Annotated in this window: 13 protein-coding genes and 1 pseudogene; 9 read left to right on the top strand and 5 right to left on the bottom strand. The window is 68.5% G+C overall.

Annotated elements, in window-relative coordinates:
• The first annotated feature begins 15 nt into the window (after positions 1-15).
• From OG407_RS34895 to OG407_RS34880, 4 genes are all read left to right on the top strand, one after another.
• Positions 16-2010 (top strand): tetratricopeptide repeat protein, encoded by a 1995-nt coding sequence (locus tag OG407_RS34895; protein WP_405863422.1) that lies wholly within the window; start codon positions 16-18, stop codon positions 2008-2010.
• Positions 2011-2082: 72 nt separating this feature from the next.
• On the top strand, positions 2083-3486 hold the full coding sequence (locus OG407_RS34890) for an extracellular solute-binding protein (protein ID WP_405863421.1): 1404 nt from the start codon (positions 2083-2085) through the stop codon (positions 3484-3486).
• Positions 3483-4469, top strand: a complete 987-nt coding sequence (locus tag OG407_RS34885) for a carbohydrate ABC transporter permease (RefSeq protein ID WP_405863420.1) — start codon at positions 3483-3485, stop codon at positions 4467-4469. The genes OG407_RS34890 and OG407_RS34885 overlap by 4 nt, the downstream gene beginning before the upstream one ends.
• Positions 4470-4472: 3 nt before the next feature.
• On the top strand, positions 4473-5312 hold the full coding sequence (locus OG407_RS34880; RefSeq protein ID WP_328678966.1) for a carbohydrate ABC transporter permease: 840 nt from the start codon (positions 4473-4475) through the stop codon (positions 5310-5312).
• Here OG407_RS34880 and OG407_RS34875 read toward each other — a convergent pair.
• Positions 5302-5688, bottom strand: a complete 387-nt coding sequence (locus OG407_RS34875; protein WP_405863419.1) for a tetratricopeptide repeat protein — start codon at positions 5686-5688, stop codon at positions 5302-5304. The two genes, OG407_RS34880 and OG407_RS34875, sit on opposite strands and share 11 nt — an antisense overlap.
• A 91-nt stretch (positions 5689-5779) precedes the next feature.
• Positions 5780-5866 (bottom strand): annotated as a pseudogene (locus OG407_RS34870) (HAD family hydrolase); the annotation flags it as partial.
• A gap of 62 nt (positions 5867-5928) precedes the next feature.
• Here OG407_RS34870 and OG407_RS34865 point away from each other — a divergent pair.
• On the top strand, positions 5929-6477 hold the full coding sequence (locus OG407_RS34865) for a flavoprotein (RefSeq protein WP_405863418.1): 549 nt from the start codon (positions 5929-5931) through the stop codon (positions 6475-6477).
• Positions 6478-6954: 477 nt separating this feature from the next.
• On the top strand, positions 6955-7584 hold the full coding sequence (locus OG407_RS34860) for an XRE family transcriptional regulator (RefSeq protein ID WP_405868776.1): 630 nt from the start codon (positions 6955-6957) through the stop codon (positions 7582-7584).
• 42 nt (positions 7585-7626) lie between these two features.
• On the opposite strand, the gene OG407_RS34855 is transcribed toward OG407_RS34860, so the two are convergent.
• Complete coding sequence (locus OG407_RS34855; protein WP_366489955.1) at positions 7627-8652, bottom strand: ATP-dependent 6-phosphofructokinase; 1026 nt, start codon at positions 8650-8652, stop codon at positions 7627-7629.
• A gap of 231 nt (positions 8653-8883) precedes the next feature.
• Here OG407_RS34855 and pta point away from each other — a divergent pair, with 231 nt between their 5' ends.
• From pta to pyk, 3 genes are all read left to right on the top strand, one after another.
• Entirely contained in the window at positions 8884-10974 is a 2091-nt protein-coding gene (gene pta / locus OG407_RS34850; RefSeq protein ID WP_405863417.1) for a phosphate acetyltransferase, read from the top strand.
• Complete coding sequence (locus OG407_RS34845; protein WP_405863416.1) at positions 10971-12182, top strand: acetate kinase; 1212 nt, start codon at positions 10971-10973, stop codon at positions 12180-12182. Before pta ends, OG407_RS34845 begins: the two co-directional genes overlap by 4 nt.
• A gap of 73 nt (positions 12183-12255) precedes the next feature.
• Entirely contained in the window at positions 12256-13686 is a 1431-nt protein-coding gene (gene pyk / locus OG407_RS34840; RefSeq protein ID WP_327401239.1) for a pyruvate kinase, read from the top strand.
• A 227-nt stretch (positions 13687-13913) separates the two neighbouring features.
• Here the strand turns inward: pyk and OG407_RS34835 are convergent, their stop codons facing one another.
• A complete protein-coding gene (locus OG407_RS34835; RefSeq protein WP_405863415.1) occupies positions 13914-15233 on the bottom strand; it encodes a hypothetical protein in 1320 nt (439 codons plus the stop codon).
• Positions 15223-15837 (bottom strand): DUF6114 domain-containing protein, encoded by a 615-nt coding sequence (locus tag OG407_RS34830; protein ID WP_405863414.1) that lies wholly within the window; start codon positions 15835-15837, stop codon positions 15223-15225. Before OG407_RS34830 ends, OG407_RS34835 begins: the two co-directional genes overlap by 11 nt.
• Positions 15838-15879: the final 42 nt, after the last annotated feature.

The following is a 15879-nucleotide window of genomic DNA, read 5'->3' as shown; positions in this document are numbered from 1 at the left end:
TCCGTTCACGGTCCGGTGCCGGTAGCCACTGCCGCGTTGCCTGCGGTGCCGGCGGGGTTCACCGGGCGGGACGAGGACTTGGCGCGGCTGTTTCCGGTCTTGGACCCGGCCGCGGAGTCCGAGCTGCCGGTGGTGATCTGCGCGGTATCCGGGCTGGGCGGGATCGGGAAGACGTCGTTGGCCTTGTGTGCGGCCCATCAGGCGGTCAGGGACGGGTGCTTTCCGGGCGGGACTCTGTTCGTCGACTTTCGGGGTTACGACGAGGATCCGGTTACGGCGGATCAGGCGGTGGTCGCGCTGCTGGACGGGATGGGGGTGCGGGGGGCGGATCTTCCGCAGACGGCGGCGGGGCAGTACGGGTTGTATCGGCGGCTGTTGGCGGAGGAGCAACGGCCGATGTTGTTGCTGCTCGACAACGCCTCGGATCCCGGGCAGGTGATGCCGCTTGTGCCGGGGACGGACCATCACCGAGTGCTGGTCACTTCCCGGGACCGGCTCACCGAACTGGACGCTCAGCTGATCGACCTCGATGTCCTCAACGCGGAGGATGCCGCCGACCTCATCGACAGATCCTTGCGGCTCAGCGACCGCGCCGACGATCGGGCGACGCGCGAACCGGAGGCTGTCTCGGAGCTCGCCACGCTCTGCGGCCACCACCCGCTCGCCCTGAGGATCATCGCCGGCATGCTGCGCAAGCGCCGCCACCGGTCCGTCTCATCCCTCGTGAACGAGTTGCGGGGTGCCGAGGACGTGACGGCGGCTGTCGGACTCCGCCCGCTCTTCGAAGCGGCGTACCTGCAACTGCCGCCTGAACAGGCCAGGTTGTTGCGTCTGCTCGCTCTGGCTCCTGCGGCGGAAGTCAGCATCGAAACTGCCGCCGCACTGGCAGACCTCGGCGTCGACCGGACGTACGACCTGCTCGAAGAGCTTGCCGCAGCCCACCTTGTTACGCCTGTTCCGAGTGGGGCGGACGTGCGGTGGCGGTTGCATGACTTGGTGCGTGTGTTCGGGGTGGGTGTGGTCAAGGGGGAGGCGGGGTTGTGGGAGGAGGGGGAGGCGGCGCGGGAGCGGGTGTTGGCGTTCTATCACCGGTGGGCGGATGCGGCGGATGACCGGTTGCGGTGGCTGCCGGGGATGCCGGTGCCGGAACGGTTCGCGGACCGGGCAGGGGCGTTGGCGTGGTTTGACGGCGAGCGGGCGGGTCTGGTGGCGGCGGTGCAGTGGGCGCGGGAGGAGCGGTACACGGACACGGCAGTGTGGCTGTCGCAACGTCTAGGGGAGTATCTGAACTGGCGGCGCTCTTTCGACGACTGGATCACGGTGTGCGGTGTTGCGCGGGAGGCTGCCCACCACACCGGAAACCAGGTGCCCGAGGCCATCGCGTGGAACAACCTCGGCATCGCCCTGCGGCAGACGGGCCGGACGGAGGAGGCGATCGACGCCCACACCCGCGCCCGCGACCTGTACCGGGCTGCCCGGGACCATCTGCGCGAGGCCAGCGCGTGGAACAACCTCGGCGCCGCCCTGAGTGAAACAGGCCGCGTGGAGGAGGCTATCGACGCCCACACCCGCGCCCGCGACCTCTTCCAGGCCGTCGGGGACCACCACCGCGAGGCCAAGGCGTGGGACAACCTCGGCACCGCCCTGCGGCAGGCGGACCGGGCAGAGGAGGCTATCAACGCCCACACCCGCGCCCGCGACCTGTACCAGGCCGCCGGGGACCACCACCGCGAGGCCGGCGCGTGGAACAACCTCGGCGCCCCCCTGCGTGAGACAGGCCGCATGGAGGAAGCGGTGGAGGCCTACGAGAAGGCCCTGGAGGGCTATCGGGAGTTCGACGACTGGTACGAGACGGGCCGCACCCTCTCCAACCTGGCCCACGCCCACGCGGACGCAGCCCGCCCCGCCGAGGCCCGCACCCACTACCTCCAGTCCGCCGCCGCCTACACCCGAGCCAACGCCCCCACCGAAGCCGCTCTCGCCCAATCCCGCGCAGACTCATTGACCTGACTAGACCACTCCACTTACCTTCACCGGGCAGTCATCCCCCCAGGCCACACCGCAGTGAGCCCGTAGGAGGTCGTGCCCGTGCGCCCCACCGCCGCCCGCCCCCACCGAACTGCCCTACTCACACCCCTAGTTACTCTCGCCGCCCTCTCCCTCGCCGCGACAACCCTCACCGCGTGCAGCAGCGGATCCGGCAGCAGCCCCGACACCGTCAAGATCTCCTTCAAGCAGTCGACGGACAACTCCATCAAGGTGATGGACACCTACCTCGCCGACATCAAGAAGCAGTTCGAGAAGCAGTACCCCGGCAAGAAGGTCGAGCTCGTCCCGATCAAGGCCCCGGACTCGGAGTACTACACCAAGCTCCAGCAGATGCTCCGCTCGCCGAAGACCGCCCCGGACCTGGTCTACGAGGACACGTTCCTCATCAACAGCGACATCACGTCCGGGTACTTGAAGCCCCTCGACCCCTACCTCGCCAAGTGGCCGGACTGGAACCAGTTCATCGACACGGCGAAGTCCGCCGCGAAGGCCGAGGACGGAAAGACGTACGGCGTCCCGGACGGGACCGACACCCGAGGCCTCTGGTTCGACAAGGGGATCTTCAAGAAGGCGGGCCTGCCTACGAATTGGCAGCCGAAGACGTGGGACGACGTCCTCGCCGCGGCCCGCACGATCAAGCAGAAGGTCCCGAACGTCACCCCGCTCAACGTCTACACCGGCAAGCCGGCCGGCGAAGCCGCCACCATGCAGGGCTTCGAGATGCTGCTCTACGGCACCAACGACGGCACCACAGACCCCCTTTACGACAAGTCGTCGAAGAAGTGGATCGCCGGCGGCCAGGGTTTCAAGGACGCGCTCTCCTTCGTCCACACGGTCTACAAGGAGAAGCTCGGCCCGGACGTGTCCGACGCCCTCGACCCCAACATCCAGACCTACGTGGCCGGTGAACTCCTCCCCAAGGGCAAACTCGGCATCGCGCTGGACGGATCGTGGCTGCCCCAGGCCTGGTTGAAGGGAAGCGGGCATGAATGGCCGGACTGGTCAAAGGAGTTGGGCCTCGCGTACATGCCCACCCAGCAGGGCCAGGCGCCCGGCAAGGTGAGCATGTCCGGCGGCTGGACCTGGGCGATCCCCTCCAAGGCCGGCAACCCGGACCTCGCCTTCGACTTCATCAAGACGATGCAGACGAAGGCGAACGCGGAGAAGTGGTACATCGCCAACTCCGGTATCTCCGTGCGGAAGGACGTCGCCGCCGACCCCGCCTACGCGACCGCCCAGCCCGGCATCAAGTTCTTCACGGACCTGGTCGCGAGCACGCACTACCGCCCGGCGTACCCGGCGTACCCGAAGGTCTCGACCGCCATCCAGGAGGCGATGGAAGGCGTGACGACGGGCGACATGTCGGTGGACAAGGCGGCGAGTTCGTACGACGACGAACTCAAGTCGGCCACGGACAACCAGGTCACGCAGAAGTGACCACCGCACCCCGGCAAGCGGCGGGCCCGGACGTGACGAAGTCCGACCCGGGCCCGGGCCCGAGCCCGGGCCCGGCCCCTCGACAGTCCGCGCACCAGCAGCACCCCCGCAACGACCACCACACCCTCCGCCGCGTCCTCACCCACCTCCTCCCCCTCTCCCCCGCCCTGATCCTCCTGCTCCTCTTCCTGGCCGTCCCGATCGGCTACTGCGCCTACATCGCCTTCACCAACCTCCAACTCACCGGCCAGGCCCACTCGTCGTTCGTAGGCTTCGCGAATTTCCGTACGGCCTTCAAGGACGCGGAATTCCTCAACGCGGTATGGCTGACACTGGTGTTCACGGTGTTGTCGTCCCTGGTCGGTCAGAACACCCTCGGCCTGGCGCTCGCCACCCTCATGCACCGCGCGTCGAAACCGGTCCGCACCATCACGGGCGCGATCGTGATCACGGCGTGGGTACTCCCGGAGGTCGTGGCGGGCTTCCTCCTCTACGCCTTCTTCCGCCGCGAGGGCACCCTGAACGCCATCCTGGACTGGCTCCATCTCCCGTCCCAGAACTGGCTGTTCACGCTCCCGATCCTCGCGGTGTCGTTCGCGAACGTATGGAGGGGGACCGCCTTCTCGATGCTGGTCTACTCAGCGGCCCTGGACGAGATCCCCAAGGAGATCACGGAAGCGGCGGAGGTCGACGGCGCGGGCGGCTGGCGCCGGATGTGGCACATCACGCTGCCGATGATCCGCCGCTCGATCGGCACGAACCTCATGCTCAACACCCTCCAGACCCTGTCCGTCTTCGGCCTGATCTGGGTGATGACGAGAGGCGGCCCGGGAAACAAGAGCCAGACCCTCCCCCTCTACATGTACGAACAGGCCTTCCAGAACAGCATGATCGGCTACGCCACGGCGGTCGCGCTGCTCCTGCTCCTGGTCGGCTCGCTCTTCTCGGTGATCTACATGCGCCTGCTGCGAACGGAGGTCTGACCCATGGCACTCACCCTCTCCTCCCGCCGCACGAGCCGACGCCTGGCTGCGGACGCGGGGCTGCTGGTGGTCGCGGCGACGTTCGCGCTGCCGCTGCTCTGGGTGGTCCTGTCGTCCCTCGACGCCCACGCCGACCTCAAGGTGAAGGCCCCCGACGGCCTGACCCTGGACAACTTCCACGCGATCCTGAAACCGGACATCACCTTCACGCCCCTGCTCAACAGCCTGATCCTGTGCGGGTTCGGAACGCTGCTGACGGTGGTGTGCTCGGCGTTGGCGGCGTATCCCCTGTCGCGGTTCCGGTCGCGCCTGAACCGCCCGTTCCTGCTGACGATCCTCTTCGCGACCAGCCTTCCGATCACGGCGATCATGGTGCCGGTGTACGCGTTGTTCGTGCAGGTGAATCTCATCGACACCATGCAGGGCACGATCTTCTTCTTCGCCGCGTCCCAACTCCCGTTCGCCATCTGGCTGATGAAGAACTTCATGGACGGGGTGCCGAAGGAGTTGGAGGAGGCGGCCTGGACTGACGGAGCGTCGTCGCTTCAGTCGCTGGTGCGGATTGTGCTGCCGCTGATGGGGCCCGGGGTCGCGGTGGTGACCGTCTTCTCGTTCGTGATGATGTGGGGGAACTTCTTCGTCCCGTTCATGCTGCTGCTCACGCCGGATCAGATGCCGGCGAGCGTGAGCATCAACGAGTTCTTCGGGAACCGGGGGATGGTGGCTTACGGGCAGCTGGCCGCGTTCTCGGTTGTTTATTCGACGCCGGTGATTCTGTTGTATGTGCTGGTGGCGAGGCGGTTGGGTGGGGGGTTTGCTTTGGGTGGGGCGGTTAAGGGGTGATCGCTTCGGCTCGGGTGCGGGCTTCGGTGGGGGCGTTGGCTCGGGTGAAGGCGTCGGCGGACTGGAGGTAGTTGGTTCGGGCCTCGGCGGGGCGGGCGGCATACCGGTGGCCGAAAGCCAAGTTGGAGAGGGTCTGGCCCGCCCCGTACCAGTCCTCGAACTCCCTGTAGCCCTCCAAAGCCTTCTCGTACGCCTCAACCGCCTCCTCCACACGGCCCGTGTCACCCAGGGCGGCACCGAGGTTGTTCCACGCGGCGGCTTCACCCCGGCGGTTCCCGACGCCCTGGAACAGGTCGCGGGCGCGAATATGGGCGCCGACCGCCTCCCCCGCACGGCCCGCCTCCCCCAGAGCGAAGCCGAGGCTGTCCCACGCCACGGCCTCGCGGGAGCGGTCCCCGACAGCCTGAAACAGGTCGCGGGCGCGGGTGTGGGCGTCGATCGCCTCCTCCGCCCGGCCCGCCTCCCGCAACGTCCAGCCAGTCGGCCCACGACGCCCAGTACCGGTCGTCTCGGGTAATCGTCTCGCCCACGTCGAACACGATGGTCTCATTCACCCCTCGAAGCCCAGGCCGTCGCGACACATCAACGCTGGTTGCCCCGTGATCGGATGACCCGCATGACGACCACCCCCCGCACCCTCTACCTCTTCGCCTCCGCCGCACCCCCCATCCTCGACATCGCCAAGGTCGTCAAGGACGCCCAGTCCCGTGACTTCGACGTATACCTCGGCCTCACCCCCACCGCCGCCCGCTGGCTCGAACCCCAACTCGGTGAACTGGCACGGCTGACAGGCCACCCCGTGCGCAGCGAGTACAAGATGCCGGGCGAGCCGGACGTCTGGCCGAAGGCGGACGTCATCGCGTTCGCGCCGGCGACCTTCAACACGGTCAACTCATGGGCGTTGGGCCTGACTCACGACTTCGTGGTCGGTGTCGTCGCCGAAGGCATCGGCAAGGGCATCCCCATCATCGCCATGCCCTGCGTCAACTCCGCCTACGTACAACACCGGCAATTCGAGCGCAGCGTCGCCGAGTTGCGTGCCATGGGCGTCCAACTCCTGTACGGCGAAGGCGGATTCGTGCCGAACCAGCCCGGGCAGGGCAAGCCGAAGGAATTCCCCTGGCGGCTGGTGCTGGATGCGGCCGTAGCCGCGACACCCACCTGAACACCCCGCCCACCACCACCCCCCGGACACCCACCGTCGATTTCCCGCCACCCCCCACTTCCCCCCACACCCGATCACCACCCCCACCACAAACGCACTCCCCTTCGACCCCCGCCCACACACCCGACGCCGCCGAAACGGTCCCCGGAGTCCGCCGCACCGGCGAATGGCAAGGTAGGGAGGCATATTCATCGGGCGGCGCCCATCCCCTGCCCGCCTCTCAGCCCTCCTCGCCACCACTCAGCGTCACCGATCTCCCCCATCCCGGCCCCACCGCACGCCCACCGGTCGACCGAATCCGTACGTTCCTACAATCCGTAATCCTGGCCGAACAGACCGTAGTAACCGCACTCAGGCACCCCTAGCTTGTGGCCCGTGCGCCGACCCCCAGCTCAACCCAGCCAGTCCACGCCGCCGACACCGCCCACTCCACCCTTCAACGCGCCCGCCGCCCACCGGCTCCGTACCGCGCTCAACATGGGCCCGGAACACGTCGCGTACGGCATGCGTGCCTCGTACGGACTGCCGTACGTCACGCCTGACCTGGTCATCGCCTGGGAACGTGGACTCACCGCGCCCTCCGGTCCCGAACTCACCGCGCTGTCCGGTGTGTTGTGGTGCTCGCCGGCCGAACTCATCGGCAAGCCACGCACGCTGCGTGAGCATCGCCTCGCCCGGGGCCTCGCGCCCGAGGACGTCGCCCGGGCCGTCGGGCTCGAACTCCTCGCGTATCTGCGGATGGAGGAGCACGACCAGTGGCGCGGCACCGAGCGCCAGTCCTCCGCGCTCGCCGATCTCCTCGGCCTCTCGCTGCCCGACTTCATCAGCGTCACCGGGCGCGACAGCCGCCTCGCGGAGCTGTTGCGCAGTGCCATGACCACGCGGTGGCAGGCGTACGTCCGCCCGATCGGCAAGATGGTGCCGCTGGACCGGCGGCTCCTGGAGGACTCCCTCCAGGAGTTGCACGAGGACTACCAGGCGCAGATGGTCGCCACCCTGACCTGGGGCGGCGGCAACTCCGCCGTCGAAGCGGGCGAGGCCGGCCAGGACTTCCTCGACCAGATCATCAGCCGGTTCTGGTCCATGGTCGAGCGGAGTACCTACTGAACACGCGGTACCAAAACCCGGCCAGAAAGAGGAAGTTGGAAACTAGAAAACCGACTCCGCCTCGTCCATCCGGTCCTTCGGCACCGTCTTCAGCTCGGTGACCGCCTCGGCCAGCGGCACCATCACCACGTCCGTCCCCCGCAGCGCGGTCATCCGCCCGAACTCCCCCTGGTGCGCGGCCTCCACCGCGTGCCAGCCGAAGCGCGTCGCCAACACCCGGTCGTACGCGGTCGGTACGCCGCCGCGCTGGATGTGGCCGAGGATGACCGGCTTGGCCTCCTTGCCGAGGCGGCGCTCCAACTCGTAGGCCAGCGCCGTGCCGATGCCCTGGAAGCGCTCGTGGCCGAACTGGTCGATCTCGCCCTTGTTGTAGTCCATGGAACCCTCGGCGGGGTGCGCGCCCTCGGCCACGCACACGACGGCGAACTTCTTGCCGCGGGCGAAGCGTTCCTCGACCATCTTGACCAGGTCGGCGGGGTCGAAGGGGCGCTCGGGGAGGCAGATGCCGTGGGCGCCCGCCGCCATCCCGGACTCCAGCGCGATCCAGCCCGCGTGCCGGCCCATGACCTCGACGACCATGACCCGCTGGTGCGACTCCGCCGTCGTCTTCAGGCGGTCCATCGCCTCCGTCGCGACCCCGACCGCCGTGTCGAAGCCGAACGTGCGGTCCGTCGACGAGATGTCGTTGTCGATCGTCTTGGGGACGCCTACGACCGGCAGGCCCGCGTCGGACAGCATGCGCGCCGCCGTCAGCGTGCCCTCGCCGCCGATCGGGATCAGCGCGTCGATCCCGAAGTCCCGCGCGATGTCCAGCGCGTTCTCGCAGGCCTCGCGGAGGCGGTCCCGCTCCAGTCGTGACGAACCCAGGATCGTGCCGCCGCGGGCGAGGATGCCGCTGACCGCGTCCAGGTCGAGGTTGCGGTAGTGGCCTTCGAGCAGTCCGGCATAGCCGTCCTCGAAGCCGATGACCTCGTCGCCGTAGTTGTCGACCGCTCGGTGCACGACCGACCGGATCACGGCGTTCAGGCCGGGGCAGTCGCCGCCTGCGGTGAGAACTCCGATACGCATCGTGCTGTGTCTCCTGCTCGCTGTTGACGCCGGTGAGCCGGACCCGATTGTTTCACGTCCCTCAGGGCGACGCCGCTCCCGTCGGACTGGCGGGCGCCTTAACCACCCCCGGAGGTATTGTCAAGAGGGTTCTGCTCACCCAGGTGGGCGATTTTTATGACCGTCGAAACGGGCAGCCAGAAGCCCTGAGAACCAAAAGCCCTGAGAACCCGCCGGAAGGGGAGACCACGCGTGACCCGCAGCGTGTACGTGACCGGGATCGACCGCGGCGACGGCCGTCAGGTCGTCGAGCTGGGGGTCATGGAGCTCCTGACCCGGCAGGTCGACCGGGTGGGGGTGTTCCGACCCCTCGTCCACGACGGCCCCGACCGCCTGTTCGAACTGCTGCGTGCGCGCTACCGGCTCTCCCAGGACCCCGCGACCGTCTACGGCATGGACTACCACGAGGCCTCCGCCCTTCAGGCCGAGCAGGGGACGGACGAGCTGGTGTCGACGCTCGTCGACCGGTTCCATCTCGTCGCCCGTGACTACGACGTCGTCCTCGTCCTGGGCACCGACTACGCGGACACCCAGTTCCCGGACGAGCTGTCCCTCAACGCCCGCCTCGCGAACGAGTTCGGCGCCTCCGTGATCCCCGTCGTCGGCGGCCGCAAGCAGACCGCCGAGTCCGTGCTCGCGGAGACGCGCAACGCCTATCGCGCCTACGACGGCCTCGGCTGCGACGTCCTCGCCATGGTCACCAACCGGGTCGCCCGTGAGGACCGGGACGAGATCGCCCAGCGGCTCACCACCCGGCTGCCGGTGCCGTGTTACGTCGTACCGGACGAGCCCGCCCTCTCCGCGCCGACCGTCGCCCAGATCACCCACGCCCTCGGCGGCAAGGTCCTCCTCGGGGACGACTCCGGGCTCGCCCGGGACGCGCTCGACTTCGTGTTCGGCGGGGCGATGCTGCCCAACTTCCTCAAGGCGCTGACCCCGGGCGCGCTCGTCGTCACCCCGGGCGACCGCGCCGACCTCGTCATCGGGGCGCTCGCCGCGCACAGCGCCGGCACCCCGCCGATAGCCGGCGTCCTGCTCACCCTGAACGAGGTGCCCAGCCACGGCATCCTCACCCTCGCCGCCCGCCTCGCGCCGGGTACCCCGGTGGTCTCCGTGCCCGGCACCTCCTTCCCCACCGCCGCCGAACTCTTCTCCCTGGAGGGGAAGTTGAACGCGGCCACCCCGCGCAAGGCGGAGACCGCGCTCGGCCTCTTCGAGCGGTACGTCGACACCGGCGACCTGCTCAAGCGGGTCTCGGCGCCGAGCAGCGACCGGGTCACCCCGATGATGTTCGAGCACACGCTCCTGGAGCGGGCCCGCTCCGACAAGCGCCGGATCGTCCTCCCCGAGGGCACGGAGCCCCGCGTCCTGCACGCCGCCGAGGTGCTACTGCGGCGCGGTGTCTGCGAGTTGACCCTCCTCGGCCCCGAGGACCAGATCCGCAAGAAGGCCGCCGACCTCGGCATCGACCTCACCGCCGCCCAGCTGATCGACCCGCACACCTCCGAACTCCGCGACCGCTTCGCCGAGCGGTACGCCAAGCTCCGCGCCCACAAGGGCGTCACCGTCGAACTCGCCTACGACGTCGTCGCCGACGTGAACTACTTCGGGACGTTGATGGTCCAGGAGGGGCTCGCCGACGGCATGGTCTCCGGCGCCGTGCACTCCACGGCCGCGACCATCCGCCCCGCCTTCGAGATCATCAAGACCAAGCCGGACGCCGACATCGTCTCGTCCGTCTTCTTCATGTGCCTCGCCGACAAGGTGCTGGTGTACGGCGACTGTGCGGTCAACCCCGACCCGAACGCGGAGCAGTTGGCCGACATCGCCATCCAATCGGCCGCCACCGCCGAGCAGTTCGGCGTCGCCGCGCGGATCGCGATGCTGTCGTACTCCACCGGTACGTCCGGCTCGGGCGCCGACGTCGACAAGGTGCGCGAGGCGACCGAACTGGTCCGGCTGCGGCGCGCCGACCTGCGGATCGAGGGGCCCATCCAGTACGACGCCGCCGTCGAGCCGAGTGTCGCCGCCACCAAGATGCCGGAGTCCGAAGTCGCCGGTCAGGCAAGCGTGTTGATCTTCCCGGACCTGAACACCGGCAACAACACGTACAAGGCCGTGCAGCGTTCGGCCGGCGCGATCGCGGTCGGGCCGGTGCTTCAGGGGTTGCGCAAGCCGGTCAACGACCTGTCCCGGGGCGCACTCGTCTCGGACATCGTCAACACCGTCGCCATCACGGCGATCCAGGCGCAGCACCCGATCGAGAAGGCAACCGCCCAGTGAGTCCCACGCGTGTCCTCGTCCTCAACTCCGGCTCCTCGTCGGTGAAGTACCAGCTGCTCGACATGGCGGCGGGCACCCGTCTCGCCGTCGGACTCGTCGAGCGGATCGGTGAGGAGACCTCCCGGTTCAAGCACACCTGCGTCACGACCGGCGCCGTACGGGAGTTCACCGGCCCGATCCCGGATCACGAGGCTGCCCTGAAGGCCGTGGCGCACGAGCTTTCAAACGATCAACTCGGCCTGGACTCGCCGGAGTTGGCCGCCATCGGGCATCGGGTCGTGCACGGTGGGCTGGTCTTCACCGAGCCGACCGTCATCGACGACGCCGTGCTCGCCGAGATCGAACGGCTCATCCCTGTCGCGCCGTTGCACAATCCGGCGAACCTCGTCGGGATCCGCACCGCGACGGCGTTGCGGCCCGATCTGCCGCAGGTGGCGGTGTTCGACACGGCGTTCCACACGACGATGCCGGAGTCGGCCGCGCGGTACGCGATCGACGTGCGGATCGCCGACGAGTACCGGATCCGGCGGTACGGGTTCCACGGGACCTCGCACGCGTATGTGTCGCGGGCGACGGCGGAGTTGCTGGGGAAGGCGCCCGAGGACGTCAACGTGATCGTGCTGCACCTCGGGAACGGGGCGTCCGCCTCCGCCGTGCGGGGTGGTCGGTGTGTGGACACGTCCATGGGGCTGACGCCGTTGGAGGGGCTGGTGATGGGGACGCGGTCGGGAGACCTGGATCCGGCCGTCATCTTCCATTTGATGCGTGTTGGCGAAATGTCCACCGATGAGATCGACACTCTTCTCAACAAGAAGAGCGGTCTGATCGGGTTGTGCGGGGACAACGACATGCGGGAGATCCGGCGCCGGATCGACGAGGGTGACGAACAGGCGGAACTGGCCTTCGACATCTACATTCACCGATTGAAGAAGTACATCGGTGCCTACTGCGCGGTACTCGGCCGGGTGGACGCGGTCGCCTTCACCGCGGGGGTCGGCGAGAACGCGAGCGCCGTGCGGGAGGCTGCCGTGGCGGGCCTGGAGCTGCTGGGGCTTGAGGTGGACGGCGCGCTGAACGCCGTACGGAGTGACGAGCCGCGGCTGATCTCGCCCGCGTCCGGGCGGGTCGCGGTCGCGGTGGTGCCGACGGACGAGGAATTGGAGATCGCGACACAGACCTATGCACTGGTCGGAAATTACAACGCCTGAGCGCATGCCCGCCCATTTGTATCTTCCGCCAGACGGAATATTCCGTAGCGAAACAAACCGATAGGATCGTCCCATGCGCCGTTCGAAAATCGTCTGTACTCTCGGCCCCGCGGTCGACTCCCACGAACAACTGGTGTCGCTGATCGAGGCCGGCATGAATGTGGCCCGCTTCAATTTCAGCCACGGCACCCACGCCGAGCACCAGGGGCGGTACGACCGCGTCCGTGCCGCGGCCAAGGAGACCGGCCGTGCCATCGGCGTCCTCGCCGACCTGCAGGGCCCGAAGATCCGCCTGGAGACCTTCGCGGAGGGTCCCGTCGAGCTGGTGCGCGGTGACGAGTTCACCATCACCACCGAGGACGTCCCGGGCGACAAGACCATCTGCGGGACCACGTACAAGGGCCTGCCCGGTGACGTCTCCCGCGGCGACCAGGTCCTCATCAACGACGGCAACGTCGAGCTGAAGGTCCTCAGCGTCGAAGGCCCCCGCGTGAAGACGATCGTCATCGAGGGCGGCGTCATCTCCGACCACAAGGGCATCAACCTGCCCGGCACGGCCGTGAACGTGCCCGCGCTGTCCGAGAAGGACGTCGAGGACCTGCGCTTCGCGCTGCGGATGGGCTGCGACATGGTCGCCCTGTCCTTCGTGCGCGACGCGGGCGACGTGTACGACGTCCACAAGGTGATGGACGAGGAGGGCCGCCGGGTCCCCGTCATCGCCAAGGTGGAGAAGCCGCAGGCGGTCGAGAACATGGAGGCCGTGGTCGCGGCGTTCGACGCGGTGATGGTGGCCCGCGGCGACCTCGCCGTCGAGTACCCGCTGGAGAAGGTCCCGATGGTGCAGAAGCGCCTGGTGGAGCTGTGCCGGCGGAACGCCAAGCCGGTGATCGTGGCGACCCAGATGATGGAGTCGATGATCACCAACTCCCGCCCCACGCGCGCCGAGGCCTCCGACGTGGCCAACGCGATCCTGGACGGCGCGGACGCGGTCATGCTGTCCGCCGAGTCCTCGGTGGGCGCGTACCCGATCGAGACCGTGCAGACGATGTCGAAGATCGTCCAGGCGGCCGAGGAGGAGCTGTTCTCCAAGGGCCTGCAGCCGCTCGTGCCGGGCAAGAAGCCGCGGACGCAGGGTGGTTCGATCGCGCGTGCCGCGTGCGAGATCGCCGACTTCCTCGGCGGCCGGGCCCTGGTGGCCTTCACGCAGTCCGGTGACACCGCCCGCCGGCTGTCCCGCTACCGCGCCTCGCAGCCGATCGTCGCGTTCACGACCGACGAGAGCACCCGCAACCAGCTCACGCTCAGCTGGGGCGTGGAGTCGCACGTGGTGCCGTTCGTCAACAGCACGGACGAGATGGTCGACATGGTCGACGGCGAGATCGCGAAGATCAACCGCTTCAACCCGGGCGAGACCGTCATCATCACCGCCGGTTCGCCCCCCGGCGTGGCCGGCACCACGAACATGCTCCGCGTCCACCACCTCGGCGGCGGCGAGGGCAACTGACGTACGCCTGAAGGCTCTTGTACGACACTGAGGGCGCTCCCTGCGACGGGGGGCGCCCTCAGTCCGTCCGCCGTCGGATCACGTGGTCGACGGTGCTCCTGGCGTCTCCCGGAGCCACGCGTCGCCCCTGTGGATCCACCGCGCACCGGACAGAGCAGTGCCCCGCCGGGTGGGTACTCGGCGGGGCACTGCTCCTTCGCGGCTCCCGAACGGGCTTGTGGGCCGGCTCAGTTCTGGTAGCTGCGCAGCCCGGGGACCGTCAGCGTGCCCCCGAACTGGCCGGCCTGGACCACCTTCACGTTGGTGAAGTAGATCAGCGGGATGTTCAGCGGCGGCGGGTTGTCCGGGGTGAACGTGATCGGGATCAGTCCGAACAGGTTGCCCGAGATGGACTCCGTGTACATCACGGTGTCGCCGTCGCGGATGGTGGACGTCGAGCCCGAGGCCGCCTGCACGTGATACGTCTTGCCGGACTGCTTGTCGTTCACCGTCTGGTGCAGGTCGCCGATGTCGGTGCCGCCGGAGATGACGTACTTCAGGACCTTCTTGACCTTGCCGCTGGCGGTCTTCACCTCGACGATGCCCTGATAGTCGGCGCCCTTGAGCAGCAGGGAGCTGGCGTTCAGGTACCAGGGGTCGTCGGGCAGCAGCACCTTGTTGTCGACGCCGCTCAAGTCGTCCGTGGCGACCGGGCAGTCCGAGGTGTCGGTGCTCGCGCTCGCGGACGGACTCGGGGTGGCCGTGGCCGAAGGCGTCGCGGTGGCCGTGTCCTCGGCCGCCTTGGTCGCCGCGTCGGTCGTGTCCTTCACGGTGTCGTCGACCGTGTCGGTGGCCTTCTTGACCGTGTCCTTGACGGTGTCGGACGCGCTGGAGGAGTCGTCGGTGGACGTGTCCTTCGTGGCGCTCGCCGAGGCGGACGCGGTCGGCGTCGGGGTGGCGCTCGCCGTCGAGCCGGAGTCCGAGGAACCTCCGGTGAGGAGGTCGGTGATGGCGTCGCCGATGGTGTCCAGCAGGTTGCCGCTGCTCGCGGACGCCGAGGGCGTCGCCGTAGCGGTGCTGCCGGACGAACCGCTCGACTCCGCGGACTTGCTCGCGGACGCGGACGGCGTGGGGGTGGCGGCCTTGTCGTCGGAACCTGAATCCGACGAAGAGGTCTTGCCCGAGTCGGACGTCGCGTCGCCCGTGGCCGTGGCCGAGGGCGTCGCGGTGTCCTTGGACGAGTCGGCGGACTCGCTCGCGGACGTGGACGGCGTCGCCGAGGGGCTCGCCGTCGATCCGGCGATGGCGGCGACACAGTCCTTGTACTCGTCGGCCGTCAGGCTCTTCGACGACGGCGAGGTCGTCGATCCGTTGTCGGCGAGGGCGAGCGAGGACGTGAAGCCCATCCCCATGATCACGGCGGTCGGCATCGCCACCGTGGCTATCGCCTTGCCGGCGGGCATGTGGAGCCTGGTGAACAGCGGCTTCTTGGGTGCCGCATGCCGCGGCCCGGTTCTCACACGGGACTCGTCCACATCAGTCCCGTGGGTCACCTCGTCAGCCGGCACTGTGCCTCCCGTTCGCCCCGTTGCTCACCGGGCTCGTTCCTGACAGATCGTTCGGCTCGTCCGTACCGTCGGCGGACTCGTACGGCGCGGGCTCCTGGGGCTTGGCGTAGTACGACGCGGAGTCGTGCGGCGCCGCCTCGTACGGTGCGGCCGCTGCGGGGGCGCCGCCCTCTCCCTGTGCGACATCCTGGAGCGACTGCGGCTCCGGCGGTGCGCCCGGCGCCCACGACACGGCCAGTGCCCCGCCGACCATGGCGAGGAGGAAGCCGATCAGGAAGCCGCCGAGGTTGGACACGGGGATGGACACCAGCGCCAGCAGGATCGCCGCGACACCCGCGAAGGTGCGCACGTGCTTCTGGAACCAGAGGCTGAAGCCCAGGACGACCAGCAGTACGCCGATGATCAGGGACCCGGCGCCCGCGGTGGTGGCCATCGCCAGCGTCAGATGGCCCACCTGGAGATGTGCGTACGGGAAGTAGGCGATCGGGAGTCCGCCGAGCATGACGAACAGACCGGCCCAGAACGGCCTCGTGCCACGCCAGGCACGAAACTGCAGCCTCCGGCGGGCGAACTGGCCGGATGCGGCAGGAGTCTCGGCGCTCATGGAAAACAGCTCCCTGGTACGGCGTTGCTGTGGTGGAGAGTC

This window comes from Streptomyces sp. NBC_01515 (assembly GCF_045040345.1).
GTDB lineage: Bacteria > Actinomycetota > Actinomycetes > Streptomycetales > Streptomycetaceae > Streptomyces.
Note: the sequence above shows the minus strand (reverse complement) of the source record. Positions and strands in the feature narration are given on the sequence as shown.

Coding starts and splice junctions, on each gene's coding strand:
- OG407_RS34880 (WP_328678966.1), top strand. CDS start 4,473: ATGGCACTCACCCTCTCCTCCCGCCGCACGAGCCGACGCCTGGCTGCG.
- OG407_RS34865 (WP_405863418.1), top strand. CDS start 5,929: ATGACGACCACCCCCCGCACCCTCTACCTCTTCGCCTCCGCCGCACCC.
- OG407_RS34860 (WP_405868776.1), top strand. CDS start 6,955: ATGGGCCCGGAACACGTCGCGTACGGCATGCGTGCCTCGTACGGACTG.
- OG407_RS34855 (WP_366489955.1), bottom strand. CDS start 8,652: ATGCGTATCGGAGTTCTCACCGCAGGCGGCGACTGCCCCGGCCTGAAC.
- pyk (WP_327401239.1), top strand. CDS start 12,256: ATGCGCCGTTCGAAAATCGTCTGTACTCTCGGCCCCGCGGTCGACTCC.
- OG407_RS34830 (WP_405863414.1), bottom strand. CDS start 15,837: ATGAGCGCCGAGACTCCTGCCGCATCCGGCCAGTTCGCCCGCCGGAGG.